The organism is Leptospira levettii, from assembly GCF_002812085.1.
GTDB lineage: Bacteria > Spirochaetota > Leptospiria > Leptospirales > Leptospiraceae > Leptospira_A > Leptospira_A levettii.
In genome coordinates this window covers 791,394-804,264 of record NZ_NPDM01000001.1, presented here as the reverse complement: position 1 = coordinate 804,264, position 12,871 = coordinate 791,394, and the positions used below count along the sequence as shown (strand labels likewise).

Sequence of the window (12,871 nt, the reverse complement as noted above, 5' to 3'; positions counted from 1 at the left end):
GAACGGGTCAATCCGAAATTCCAAGTTCTGTTTTCAGAAAATGCAGGCAATCTTCCGAAGTCATCGGCCTCGCAAAATAAAAACCTTGGATTTGGTCGACTCCACTTTCGGCAAGTAATCGCACCTGTTCTTCCGTTTCAGCACCTTCTGCTACGACACTCAAACCAAGGTTATGTGCTAAGTTGGAGACGGCATGGATGATGGTTTTGCTGTCTTTGTCCGTTGTGATTTCGGATACAAAAGAACGATCGATTTTTAAGGAGGAAATGGGAAGTTTTTTTAGGTAACCCAAACTACTATAACCTGTTCCAAAATCATCAATTGCAATTTTAGCTCCAAGTTTTCGGATTTCCTGCATCGTACGAACGGCGGCATCCGCATTTTCCATGACCGAACTTTCTGTGAGTTCGACTTCTAAATCATGTGGGTCCACTTTGAATAATTTTAGATTTTCGGCGATTGTGGAAATCAGTCTTTCGTGTTTGAATTGTTTGGTGGAAATATTCACAGCCATAGAAATGTCTTTGATCCCTGCATCTTTCCAAACTCGCATAGTTTGGATGGCAGACTTAATCACCCATTCACCAATCGCAAGGATCATCCCTGTTTCTTCAGAAATGGGAATGAAAACATTCGGTGAGATGAGTCCACGTTCCGGATGACGCCAACGAATGAGTGCTTCTACACCAACAGGTTTTTTTGTGTACAAATCAATTTTGGGTTGGTACATCAAAGTAAATTGATTTTCGATGATGGCAATCCGCATCCGGTTTTCGATTTCCAAACGTTCAGCCACAACTGTCTGCAGTTCTTCTGTAAAAAACACGTAACAGTTTTTCCCTTGTGATTTTGCCAAGTTGAGAGCACTGTCGGCATTTTTAAGGAGTGTATTTGAGTCCTTTCCGTCTGTTGGGTATAAGGCGATCCCAATCGAGGTATTCACAAAAATCCTTTCCCCATCAATTACAAAAGGATGTGTCATTGCATCTAAAATTGCTTCCGAAATAACTGCCGCATCACGTTCGTTTGATAAATCAGGTAATACAACAGTAAACTCATCACCACCTTGTCTACTGATGAGATCATACACACGTATACTTTCACGAATACGATAAGCAACAAGTTTGATGATTTTGTCCCCAAAGTCGTGGCCTCTAGAATCATTGATGATTTTAAAATTGTCCAAATCAATCGCAAGGATTCCAACCAAATTCCCGTGCCGTCTTGCTTCTTCAAAAATTGGAAATAGTTTATCAATGAGTGAGTTACGGTTGGGAAGATTTGTGAGTTGGTCAAAAAAAGCCATATAAGCAATTTTTTCTTCCGCATGCCGACGTTGTGTGATGTCAAGAAATGCAACCGCAAGGCCAAAGTTTTCAATGGGGATTGGTGTCGCCAAAATATCAAACCAAGTGATTTTATCTTCTTTGATCATCCCAATTTCCAAATTACGAATCACTTCTTTGTGTCGTAACGCTCGCATCAAACTTGATTTTCTTGGGTAAATTTTTGTACCGTTTGGTTGGATGAGAGTGTACTTTCGAATGTTGAGTGTACGATTGAGAAGTTCCCCATCTTGGATGTCAAAATAGGTCCTTGCTGTCTTATTGGTTTCAACAATTTTACCTTTTTCATCTGTGATGGCGATGCCCATAGGTAAGTTGTCAAAGATAGACTTATACTTTTGTTGTTGGAGTAAAAATTCAAACGAGATATCTTTTTGGATCGTGACATCACGATCAAAGCCCAAAATAATTTTGGACTCGCGTAAAGGGATGAGTAACCAAATGATCCAAACTTCTTCTTTCGATTTGGTCACAAGGCGATTTTCAAAATTCACTATATTCGGATTTTCGCCCAAACTTTCGAAAGTATTCTCGGTATTTTCTTTGTCGTCTTCTTGTGTGAAGTGAAGGATTGATTTTCCAACAATATCCTTCGGTTCAAATTCTAAAAATCGAGCAAACCGATCTGTAACTGAGACAAAATTGCCTTCCCAATCCAATACTTGGAAACTATTGGGATATTCGGTCAGTAGGGATTTAACAGTGAGACCAGAGAGAATTTTACTGCCTAAAGGCTCATTTCGCATTTATTTCTTTGCCTAAATAATAAACCGCTTCAATGGATCCAGGAAATTGGAATCCTTCAAATGGTGACCATCCGGACTTACTTTTAATCATTGATTTTTTAAATTCAACTGGTTTTTTTAAATTTAAGATAGAAAAATTCGCCGCATAACCTTCGTTAATGACTCCAACACCCTTTCCAAATTGTTTTGGTAAATAAGGGGCAACAAAGTCCCCAGGATTTTTGGAACAGATTTTTGCTATTAAAGTCATCGGAATGTTTAATTTTAATATCATGTATGTGACAAAAAGTCCATATGTATCAAGTTGAGAGATTCCACTGGTTCCTTTTTGTTTTTCTTCGATGGAGTGTGGTGCATGATCGGTCGCTAAATAATCAATATGCCCATCAAGTATCCCTTTCACCATCGCTTCTCTATCTTCACGGCCTCGCAGTGGGGGGTTCATTTGGAACCATTTGTGATTGGTTTCTGTTAACATCTCCGTATCAAACATCAAATGGGTTGGAGTCACTTCACAGGTAACATTCACACCTCGGTTTTTGGCAGCAACGATCTTAGAAAGACCGTCTTTTGTCGAATAGTGGCAAAGTTTTCCTTTTAAGTTGTATTTCTCGATCAAATACAATGCAAAATCAGTTGCGATTGTTTCAGCCTCTTTGGGCCTTCTTGTTTCGTGAGTGGGTTTGTCCTGATTTGCGATGAGGATTTCTGGGTCTTCACAATGGAAACTCACATCTTGTCCATGGTAATGTTTGATCACTTCTTCAAGTGATGGGTTGTCATGGAAAAAAAGTTCTCCTATGGAAGGACCCATAAACACTTTATAAGGGACTTTGTTTGTGAGTGGTTTTGTATGCGGACCAATACCTGCGTACAATGTAATGTGGATGGGCGCTTTTTTGGTGAGCGCTTGTTTGGCGGAATAGGATTCATCATCGATAGGTGGAACTGGATTGTTTGGCATATCAGCCACATGGATCACTCCACCATTAATGGCAGCAGCACTTGCTGATAAAAAATCTTCTTTGTAAGTATGTTTTCCACTCACATCTTCTCTTGCGTGAATGTGAATGTCACCAAATCCAGGAAATATCACACATTCATCAGAAAACTGTCGGGCATTCGGATCGATGCCTTCATTTACGTTTGTGATGAGTCCAGTTGTGACATCAAATTCGATCGTACCCAAAAATTCCCTTTCGTGAGTGACGATTTTTCCTGCGATTTTTTCCATAATGACCCTTTGATTCAGCAGATTCTTAGAGGGAAGGAAAGTTTCAAGGGAATTTACAAAGAATTCTCATCAGATATCATATGACTCAGTAAAAAGTAAGGAAGAAAATCTCAAATCGACAAGAGTTGATTGCTAGTATCGAAATGAAAGGGACTAGTCCCATTTGGATAATATTTCGATGATATCATTCCCAAAACGTTCTACCTTGGCAGGCCCAACACCTTTTGTGGCTTCTAGTTCTGATAGGTTTTTTGGTTTTCGTTCCGCAATCCGTTTGAGTACGGGATTTTGAAAGACCATAAACTTTTTCCATTTGAGTTGTCTTGCTTTACGATCTCGGTAATTCATCAGTTCTCTTAAGATTTGAGAATGTAATGTCGGAACTTTTTTTAGTTTTGATTGTTTCGTGTTCGTCTCATCAGAGTTAGATGATGATTGTTTGACTTTTGTTTTGGAAAAATTCGGAAGGTATAATTTTGGGTATTTAGCACCTGCCACTAATACTTTTTTTTCTTCGACCCAAGTTTCTAATTTTGCGACAACTGCTTCTTCAGGAATCCCTTCCAATTTACCGTGGAATGGATTTCGTTCCATTCTGTAACGTAATACATCCTTGGTTCGTTTTCCCACCAAAGTTTTTGCAATGATGTTTTTTCCAAAAACTGCTGGGTGTTCTTTCAAAAAATTTTGAATGGTTTCTTCTTCCCATTCTGAAAGTGGATGTTCTCTTTTTTCATTTTTTTTCTGAATTTTAACTTTTTCAGATTCTAAAAATTTACTTCGATTGATGCTAACACCTGTTTCCGTACAGATATCACATTTTCCACAAGGAGAAATTGTTTCTCCAAAATAAGAACAAAGTTGGACTTGCCTACAAATTTCATTGTTTGCATATTCTTTGATGTATTTGAGTAAGGTGTCTCCGCCTTTAAAGTTTGTCTCCTTTGACAACATAAACAGTTGCGTGGCTACATCACCTGCTTTGTAAAACAAAACACATTCAGATGGTAAGTTGTCTCGGCCTGCACGACCTGCTTCTTGGTAATAAGCTTCAAGTGAGGCAGGAACTTGATAATGGATCACCAAACGTACATCAGGTTGGTCCATACCCATTCCAAATGCATTGGTGGCAACTAAGATAGGAACTTTTCCAGAGGAATAAGCATTTTGTGTTCTTTCTCGGATCCCGTCAGTTCGACCTGCATGATACTTTCCAACCGAGAACCCAAAGTCTTTTAATAAATCATACACTTCGTCTGTTTTTTTCCGAGTTGCACAGTAAACAATGGCACGACCAGGGAATTTCCTTCCATCTTTCCAAGGTTCGAGAAGTTCCATCAGTCGGTCTGCTTTGTCTCGTTCTTGGTTTGGGTATTCTACACTGAATTTTAGATTGGGGCGAAAAAAGGTAGATAAAACAACGTTAGGTGAACGCATTCCGAGAGATGATTGTACATCTGTTTGTACTTTTTCTGTTGCGGTCGCAGTAAGAGCTAAAATGGGAAAATTTGGATTTGGATGCCTTTCTCGTAAAACATGAATTTGGCGGTATTCTGGTCGAAAGTCGTGTCCCCACTGAGAAACACAATGGGCTTCATCCACCACCAAAGAAAATAACTTCATCTCACGAAAAATTCGTAAAAACCCGTTGGACAAAGCTCGTTCGGGAGATACGAGTAAAACACGAATTTCCCCTCTGACCGCTTTCGATAGAATGGTCATCTGTTCCACTTCATCTTGGGTGGAATTACAGAAGGCAGCAGGAATTCCTTTTGCAAGTAAACTTTCCATTTGGTCTTTCATCAGGGCGATGAGTGGGGATATGACAAGTGTTAGTTTGTCTTTTTGGATCGCAGCTGGTAATTGGTAAATGAGGGACTTTCCAGCACCAGTGGGTAAAATGGCAAGTGTGTCCTGGCCGTCTAAAACCGATTGAATGGCTTCCCTTTGGCCTGGGCGAAATTCTGAAAAACCGAATTTGGTTTTGAGTTCCGAAAATAGATCCAAAGTAACTCTTAGATTTTTGGGAAATAGGAACGGGTCAACGATAAGATTCTCCCTTTTTGGCTCATTTTTGAATTTTACAGAAACGGCTAACCTAGAAATTGTAACGAAGACCGATGCTTTTTAACACTTTTGTCTTTTTATTATTCTTTCTCATCGTGTATTCGGTCTTTTTATGTTTTGGTTGGTTTGCCAAAAAACAGAAATGGGCATACCGAGCACAAAACCTTTGGTTACTCTTTGCTTCTTATTTTTTTTACGGATGGTGGGAATGGTTTTTTCTCACCCTCATTTTACTCAGCACCATCATTGATTATGTAGCAGCGAGGTCCATTGAATCCTCTCAAAACCAAATGTTCCGAAGGATCTACTTAGCAGTTTCGATATTTGCAAATTTGGGCCTACTTTTTACCATGAAGTACTATGATTTTTTTGCAGTGAATCTTGTTGATTCCTGGAACCAAATTGCCATTTGGCTCGGTGGCAGTGTCGCTACCGATTCAAGTACATACTTACTCAAAAACATTGTGCTTCCTGTAGGGATTAGTTTTTACACCTTCCAAACGATGTCGTACACCATTGATGTGTTTAGACAACAAATCAAAGCCGAACGTGATTTTTTTGATTTTGCACTCTTTGTGAATTTTTTCCCACAACTCGTAGCAGGTCCCATCGAAAGGGCACAAGACTTACTGCCCCAACTCAAAGCACCTAAGTTTCCTACCATGGATGGTGTCCAAAAAGGTTTGTATGATATTTTACTTGGTTACTTTATGAAAGTGTATGTAGCCGATAATTTGGCTACATATGTGGATCAGGTATTTTTTGCAGGCAAATCGTTTTATACCCAAAATCCAACAATCATCCAGTCTATGGACGGCTCACAAGTGTTTGCCGGTGGGTTTTTATTTTTAACTCAAATTTATTGTGACTTTGCTGGGTATTCCTTTATTGCTCTTGGAATCTCGAGGTTACTCGGTGTGACCCTCACTGTGAATTTCGAAACTCCTGAATTTTCAAAAACACCTACGGAGTTTTGGAATCGCTGGCATGTAACACTAAACAGGTGGTTTCGCGATTATATATATATTTCACTTGGTGGCAGTAAGTATGGAAAGTTTGCCCAATACCGAAATTTATGTATCATCTTCTTTTTGTCAGGACTTTGGCATGGAGCCAATTGGACATTCATCACTTGGGGTTGTTTACAGGGTGTCTATACCATGATTTACCTTGTAACCTTTTCCAAAAAGAAAGAAGATTTGGGAGACCAAACAAACGAAACTACAATTTCCTTTTCCTCTAAACTCTCACAAATTCTTACGGGAACATTTAGCCGTGTGTTGGTATTCTCACTTGTAGCGTTTAGTGCAGTTGCATTTCGTTCGTATGATGCCAATATGATGTTTGTTTACCTTCAAAAATTTTTAAGTGTTTGGACTTGGGACCTTTCTCCCAATAATAACGTGAAAAACATGTTTGGACTTTGGGAAGAGTACTTCAAAATTTTCCTTCCGCTGCTTATCTTAGATGGAATCACGTATTTCAAAAAAGAAAGGTATTGGATTTTTATGACTCACCCGCTCATCCAAACATTTGTCTTATCGTTTATGGCATTTCTCATCCTCACAAGGGGAGTATTCGGAAAAGAGGTAATTTACTTTGCGTTCTAAATTTTTAGGCATCGGTCTTACTCTTTTATTTTTTTTAATTTTAGAAATCACTGTACGAGTGACGGGAATTCATTATTTAGAACAACCAGAAATCTTTTTTGTAAACTTGAAAAAAAACTTTGTCGAATCTGGCAAAGGTGACGCCGACATCATCGTGTTAGGTGACTCTAGGTCTATGGCACTCGCCGGATATGCAAAAGACGATAAAACAGAATATTCGGTTTACAACCATAGTTTGCCTGCGATGGGACCGAAGTATTACCGATTCTTTTTGGACAAATACTTAAAGAAGGGAAACAAAAAACCAAAAATGGTTCTGTTTGCCGCCTCGCCAAAGTTATATGCAACTGGTTATGGTCCTCCATTGTATGATCCGGATGCAAAGGTTGTGAAGGAAAATGAATCCATCTCAAACTTTATGAAACGGAGATGGAACGAAGGAATTGAAAAAAACTTTTTTAGACCACAAACAAAATCCAATGTAATTAGTTATAGTGGGAAACAAGAAGATGCCAACCAAATCCTTTGGGAGTTTTTTGGACATAGATACCTCCACCAGTTTACCTTTTTTGAATTAGCAGATCAATATTCTGGTGTAGAACGATTGTTTATTTTATCAAAAGCCACACCTCTTTTGTACGAATCCTACAGATTCCATGGTGCCATTCGAAATTCACTAAGTTATTCCAATTGGAAAGTAGACAAACAGTACAAAGAAAAATCCATCTTTTGTGAATCCTGTGAAAACATAGAAGCTGGTTTATGCAAACCATCACCTTCGCAACTCGAAGACAATTTGACCATCGAAGACCAAATCAATCGTCATTTTGGGAAATATAATATTTCCAATCGGTTGAAACCAGAGTTAGTCTACTTTTCCAAAGAAATGATTCGAAAGGAATTAGATGCGGAATTAAAAAATCCAAACGATCATTTTAATCCCAATCCAGATTTTGTCGTATTGGAAGATTTGATCCGTTACACAGAAGAAAAAGGCATTCAATTTGGAATGGTGTATTTGCCGTGGATCAAAGAACGCCAAGAATCTCCTGAATCAAAGGTCTTACTTTCCAAGTTAATCATTTTTTTCCAAAACCATCCGGCTACAAAACTCTTTTTCTTTCCTGAATCTTCCTACCCCGCAGAGCGTTTTGTAGATAATATCCATTACGATTGCCGGGGAGAAAAACGGGTAAACGAAGAATTCCGCCAATTTGTTCTCCCTCAGGTCTTTCGTTTTTTATCTTCTAAATAAAAATCCAATTGATTTCCGATTTCGAGTATTGGAGAATGAGGCACTCCATTCGGATAAGAGGAAACCCAATCATGTTTTCGTTTCGAAACATATTTGTTTGTATTCTATCTGCCTATCTCATCGGATCCCCGATACTAGCGCAGAACCGTTATGCGTTGTTCATAGGAACGAACTACAAAGGGAACACTGCCAAAATCCCTGAGTTGAATCTCTGTGAAGCCGATGCGAATTTTTTAAAAGAGAAAATTCAAAAAAAAGGTAACTTCAAGGATATCAAAGTCCTGTTAGGTTCCATGGTAACTCGGGATAATGTCAAAAATGCAATCAGCCAAATTGGAAAAGTAGCTGGGAAAGAAGATTCTGTATTTTTGTATTTTTCTGGTCATGGGATGTACATGAAAGATGCGAAGGCCAAAAATGGAATGCGTAACTACTTAATCTGTTACGATCGACCGCATATTTCCGATGAAGAACTCAACGAATTTTTAACAGATATCAAATCCCCAAAAACAGTCCTTGTGATGGATTGTTGTTATTCGGGTGGGATTGCCAAAAAGGGAAAAAACACTCGTGGTGCCGCAGAGATTCCCATTGCCCAAGGCAATGACGGGGTTGTCCGCCAGAATGCAGAAGATTATTTTTTCCAAGACAAAGCTGTCATTTCTTCTTCTGATGATGACCAAACTTCCATCGAAGTAGGGGGAACCATCAACCATGGAATCTTCACCTATAATTTTGGAAATGCACTCGAAAAGGCCGACCTCAACAAAGACAGTGTGGTCACGGCGTTAGAGGCATTTTTTGTCGCAAAAGAAGAAACCGTGAGGATGGCTCGTCAATTCAACCATGAACAAACCCCACAAGTTTCTGGGAATGCTGCAGGGATTTTTCTTTCTGGGGCACCACAACCACAAACCCCTCCACCAAAACCACCCAATGTAGTGGTCAACGTTCCGATCACTCCTGTGGAAACAACCACACCTAACAACAACCAAACCACAACTCCCGTCACACCGGAGCCAGAACCAACACCTGCGAACGAAACCACTGTGGTCATCCCACCGATCACGGAAGTGGAACCACCAGCTCCTCCATCTGTCTCCACTGGAAACATTCTCATTCGGACATCCATCATCAAAGATAAGTCTTATGGTGGAGCCGCAACGAAGTCTCCTTATGACCTACTGAACAAACAAGGCAAACTGAGATCTTCCACTCCGGAAGGCAAAGTGCGTGCCATTAAAGTGTTAGTAGATGACCAAGAATACAATGCACAAGTGACTACGGAAAAATCAAAGATTTGGGGTTCCATCACAAAGAACGGAACCCTCATCCCTGGTGATATTTACAATGTGAAGATCGATAACCTTCCCGCTGGTGTTCACCAAATTGAAATCCGTGCTGATAATTATCCCATCTACAAAACAGCAACTGCAGTGATTCCAAAACAAACGGTGACTGTGGATGCAATGAGTTCCATGGATGGATTTGGTGCCATTCGAGGGAGAGTTTTCTTCAAAACATTGGACAACCCCATCGAAAAACACCCGATTTACATGCCAACAGTTGTGTCTACGAACCAAATCTTTAAGGTCACAACAGACAAGGATGGATACTTTTGGTTTACCAATCTAAAACCAGGGAAATACGAAATCAGAGCCAGTTTTATGGAAGAAATGAAACTCGAAAACTCTGAGATTGTGGTCAAACCTGGCGAAGTCACAACGGTTGAGATCATCCTCAATAAAAAATTGAGTTATACCAAAACCAAATACTAAAACAAACCACTGCGAAGCGGAAGGGATCTCTCCCTTCTCGCCATTTGCTTTGGGAAAAGGCCCTCAATTGAGGGTCTTTTTTTTAAGAGCCTTGGTTTTCCAGCCATCTGAGGTTGTTTTTTTGAACTGCCTTTACCAAAAAAAAGCACCCATTCCACCATTCCCCACCCTGATAGCGGTCGAAAACCCCCAAAATGATTAATATTAATCTAAAAATGATTAATATTAATCCAAAATGAAAGATTTTTCCCTGATTTGATTGAAATGGAGGTTTTTTTCAAGTTTTTACGATTGAAATTAATCCTTATTTTTGGAATCGTATAGTCATAAAGAAAAAGGGAATCGGAAAAAGAGGTTCCCGATCTAGAGAGGATCACATGAAAACAACAAAAATAATCGCAACAGGGATCTTAGCAATGGGACTTGCAACAGCAAATCTACATGCTTTAGACACAAACGAAAGATTAGAGCTTTTGGAGTCTGCTATGATTGAACAAGCAACAACTCCAGCGCAAAAATCTGCAGTTTCAGAATACCTTGCGAATGTTGCAAAAGAAAAAACAGAATTGGCTCAAGCTCTTCGTGATAGAGCTGGATCAACTCGAGGTGGTAAAGCTCTTAGCCAAATGAACGAGAAGAAAGAACTTCTTCGCCGTGCTGAGGCTCTTGAAAAAGAAGCTAAAAAATACCAAACTGTCTCTATGGACATGCGTGCAGAGTCCATGCAGGTAGCTCACAACTAAGCACTCAATTTTTAAGTTGAGTCTCGCGAGAAAGGTCAGGTTCGCCTGGCCTTTTTTTATGCCCCGCTGATAAATGCTTTCCAAACTATCTAACTATGTGACATAATCAATATATGGTTGACACCCCCCAAGAAATCAAAGAAAAACGATTTGGGCGTGTGATTCCGATCCTCCTTGTTTTCTCAGGGCTTTTGGCTCTCGGATTGGTGTTTAAATGGGGTAGGCCAGTCAAACCAGTTGTTCGTGTGGAATGGGAAGGTCAAAAGTACCTAACTCCAACGGACCTTTTGGTTTACTTAGGAACGGATGCAGAGTCACCCAATATGAGTGATTGGAAGGATTGGGAAACCAAACTCTCCCGTCATCCTCGGATCAAAAAAGTTCGAATCACAAGAGATCCTGATGGATTTCTATTGGTTCATATAGAGGAGAAAGTCGCAGAATTTGTCATACATGTAGGAAGTTCTTTATACGAAGTGGATGAAAATTTGGAAATCTTATCCAAAGACCAAGTTTTGAATGCCCATTTAATTGTCATTAGCGGGTCATTCGTTGTTGGAGAACAAAAACTAGAAGGCAGACAGATTTTTGATATTACCAAAGAAATGCGATATGCCCTATCTCTTTACCCTGCTCTTTCCACCCGAATTTCCGAACTTGTCGCTGAACGTGACGGTAATTATACAATGTACTTAAAATCACCAAAATCAATGAAAGTTTTTATAGGTGATAAATTAGAAATAAACGTAATTCGTAAGTTATATGCATTTCTTGCTTATATGGAAGCAGAATCCATCAAAGCAGTCTCTATTGATTTGAGAGGAGAAGACGCAGTATACCATTAATATGATTGAAGATGATTCACCTATTATAACTGCTTTAGATCTTGGATCTTCTCTTATCAAGGTTGTCATTGGACGACTATTAGGAGATCATGAAATTGAAATCATTGGAACTGGAGTTTATCCTTCTACAGGGATCAAAAACGGATCAATTGTTAATATTGAAACAACAACCAAGTCCATCATAGAGGCGTTTGGTGATGCAGAACTCATGGCTGGCCAAGAGATCACTTCTGTTGTTGTGAATGTTTCTGGAAAATCTGTACATGGTTTTAATGAAAAAGGAATTATAGCAGTTACTAATAGAGAACGTATTGTAAGTGAGATGGATATCATGCGTGTTGTGGAAGCAGCACAAGCAGTACATGTTCCTAATGACCAACAAGTAATTCATGTCCTCACAAAAGAATTCAAAGTAGATGACCAAGTGAATATCAAAGATCCAATTGGGATGACTGGTGTTCGTCTAGAAGCCGAGGTTCATATTGTATCTTGTGGAAACACTGCTCTCAATAATATAGATCGTTGTGTGGAACAAGCAGGGCTTTTGCAAATGGATAAAGTTTTATCGAGCCTTGCCTCTTCCGAAGCCATTTTGACAGCAGGTGAAAAAGATTTAGGAACAGCAGTTGTCGATATTGGTGCAGGTATTTGTGATATCATCATTTATGTGGATGGGGGAATCGCATTTTCTTCTGTTGTGCCATTTGGTGGGTTTCATATCACAAGTGATATCTCCATTGGTCTTAAAACCACTGTAGAAACAGCAGAAATCATCAAAAAACGATACGGCCATACAAGAATTGAACTGGTGGACCCAACTGAAAAATTTGAAATTCCATCTATATCAGGTCGACCTTCACGATCTGTGTTCCGCCAAGAACTTGTTGAAATTTTAGAACCGAGGGTTCGCGAAATTTTAGAAATGATCGATCATGAACTCGTACGATCAGGCTATAAGTCGAGTTTGGCGGGAGGAGTGATCCTAACAGGAGGCACTTCTTTATTACAAGGCATTGAATCCACTGCAGAAGAAGTATTTCGATTATCAGTCGGACGTGCAAAACCTGCTGGAATGAGTGGTCTTGTGGAAAGAATTGCAAGCCCTGAATATGCAACAGCAGTTGGCCTTATCAAATACAGTTCAAAAATACAAAACTTGGAACAAAAAAACATGCATTCCGTTTCCGAAGGAGAGGGATGGATGAAGAAGGTTCGTCGTTGGATGGAGAATAATCTCTAAGGAAAAA

Annotated in this window: 9 protein-coding genes; 6 read left to right on the top strand and 3 right to left on the bottom strand. The window is 39.5% G+C overall.

The window, feature by feature from the left end:
• Window positions 1–7 precede the first annotated feature (7 nt).
• From CH354_RS03670 to CH354_RS03660, 3 genes are all read right to left on the bottom strand, one after another.
• Window positions 8–2,092, bottom strand: coding sequence for a sensor domain-containing protein (locus CH354_RS03670; protein ID WP_100725444.1), 2,085 nt, complete (start codon window positions 2,090–2,092; stop codon window positions 8–10).
• A complete protein-coding gene (locus CH354_RS03665; protein ID WP_207762633.1) occupies window positions 2,082–3,329 on the bottom strand; it encodes an amidohydrolase family protein in 1,248 nt (415 codons plus the stop codon). Before CH354_RS03665 ends, CH354_RS03670 begins: the two co-directional genes overlap by 11 nt.
• A gap of 150 nt (window positions 3,330–3,479) precedes the next feature.
• The gene (locus CH354_RS03660) at window positions 3,480–5,333 is read right to left on the bottom strand and encodes a RecQ family ATP-dependent DNA helicase (RefSeq protein WP_100725442.1); all 1,854 of its coding nucleotides are present in this window, start codon (window positions 5,331–5,333) and stop codon (window positions 3,480–3,482) included.
• Window positions 5,334–5,446: 113 nt separating this feature from the next.
• Here CH354_RS03660 and CH354_RS03655 point away from each other — a divergent pair, with 113 nt between their 5' ends.
• The 6 genes from CH354_RS03655 to ftsA all read left to right on the top strand — a co-directional run bounded on the left by CH354_RS03655 (window position 5,447) and on the right by ftsA (window position 12,864).
• A complete protein-coding gene (locus CH354_RS03655) occupies window positions 5,447–7,003 on the top strand; it encodes an MBOAT family O-acyltransferase (protein WP_100725441.1) in 1,557 nt (518 codons plus the stop codon).
• The gene (locus CH354_RS03650) at window positions 6,993–8,258 is read left to right on the top strand and encodes a DUF1574 family protein (protein ID WP_100725440.1); all 1,266 of its coding nucleotides are present in this window, start codon (window positions 6,993–6,995) and stop codon (window positions 8,256–8,258) included. Before CH354_RS03655 ends, CH354_RS03650 begins: the two co-directional genes overlap by 11 nt.
• Before the next feature lie 71 nt (window positions 8,259–8,329).
• Complete coding sequence (locus CH354_RS03645; protein WP_100719670.1) at window positions 8,330–10,036, top strand: caspase family protein; 1,707 nt, start codon at window positions 8,330–8,332, stop codon at window positions 10,034–10,036.
• A 377-nt stretch (window positions 10,037–10,413) separates the two neighbouring features.
• Window positions 10,414–10,779: an LIC_10421 family protein gene (locus tag CH354_RS03640; RefSeq protein WP_100725439.1), complete on the top strand. Its 366-nt coding sequence runs from the start codon at window positions 10,414–10,416 to the stop codon at window positions 10,777–10,779.
• A gap of 113 nt (window positions 10,780–10,892) precedes the next feature.
• Window positions 10,893–11,624 (top strand): cell division protein FtsQ/DivIB, encoded by a 732-nt coding sequence (locus CH354_RS03635; protein ID WP_100725438.1) that lies wholly within the window; start codon window positions 10,893–10,895, stop codon window positions 11,622–11,624.
• Window position 11,625: 1 nt separating this feature from the next.
• Window positions 11,626–12,864, top strand: coding sequence for a cell division protein FtsA (gene ftsA / locus CH354_RS03630; RefSeq protein ID WP_100725437.1), 1,239 nt, complete (start codon window positions 11,626–11,628; stop codon window positions 12,862–12,864).
• The last annotated feature ends 7 nt before the right edge of the window (window positions 12,865–12,871 follow it).

Coding starts and splice junctions, on each gene's coding strand:
- CH354_RS03670 (WP_100725444.1), bottom strand. CDS start 2,092: ATGCGAAATGAGCCTTTAGGCAGTAAAATTCTCTCTGGTCTCACTGTT.
- CH354_RS03655 (WP_100725441.1), top strand. CDS start 5,447: ATGCTTTTTAACACTTTTGTCTTTTTATTATTCTTTCTCATCGTGTAT.
- CH354_RS03645 (WP_100719670.1), top strand. CDS start 8,330: ATGTTTTCGTTTCGAAACATATTTGTTTGTATTCTATCTGCCTATCTC.
- CH354_RS03640 (WP_100725439.1), top strand. CDS start 10,414: ATGAAAACAACAAAAATAATCGCAACAGGGATCTTAGCAATGGGACTT.
- CH354_RS03635 (WP_100725438.1), top strand. CDS start 10,893: ATGGTTGACACCCCCCAAGAAATCAAAGAAAAACGATTTGGGCGTGTG.
- ftsA (WP_100725437.1), top strand. CDS start 11,626: ATGATTGAAGATGATTCACCTATTATAACTGCTTTAGATCTTGGATCT.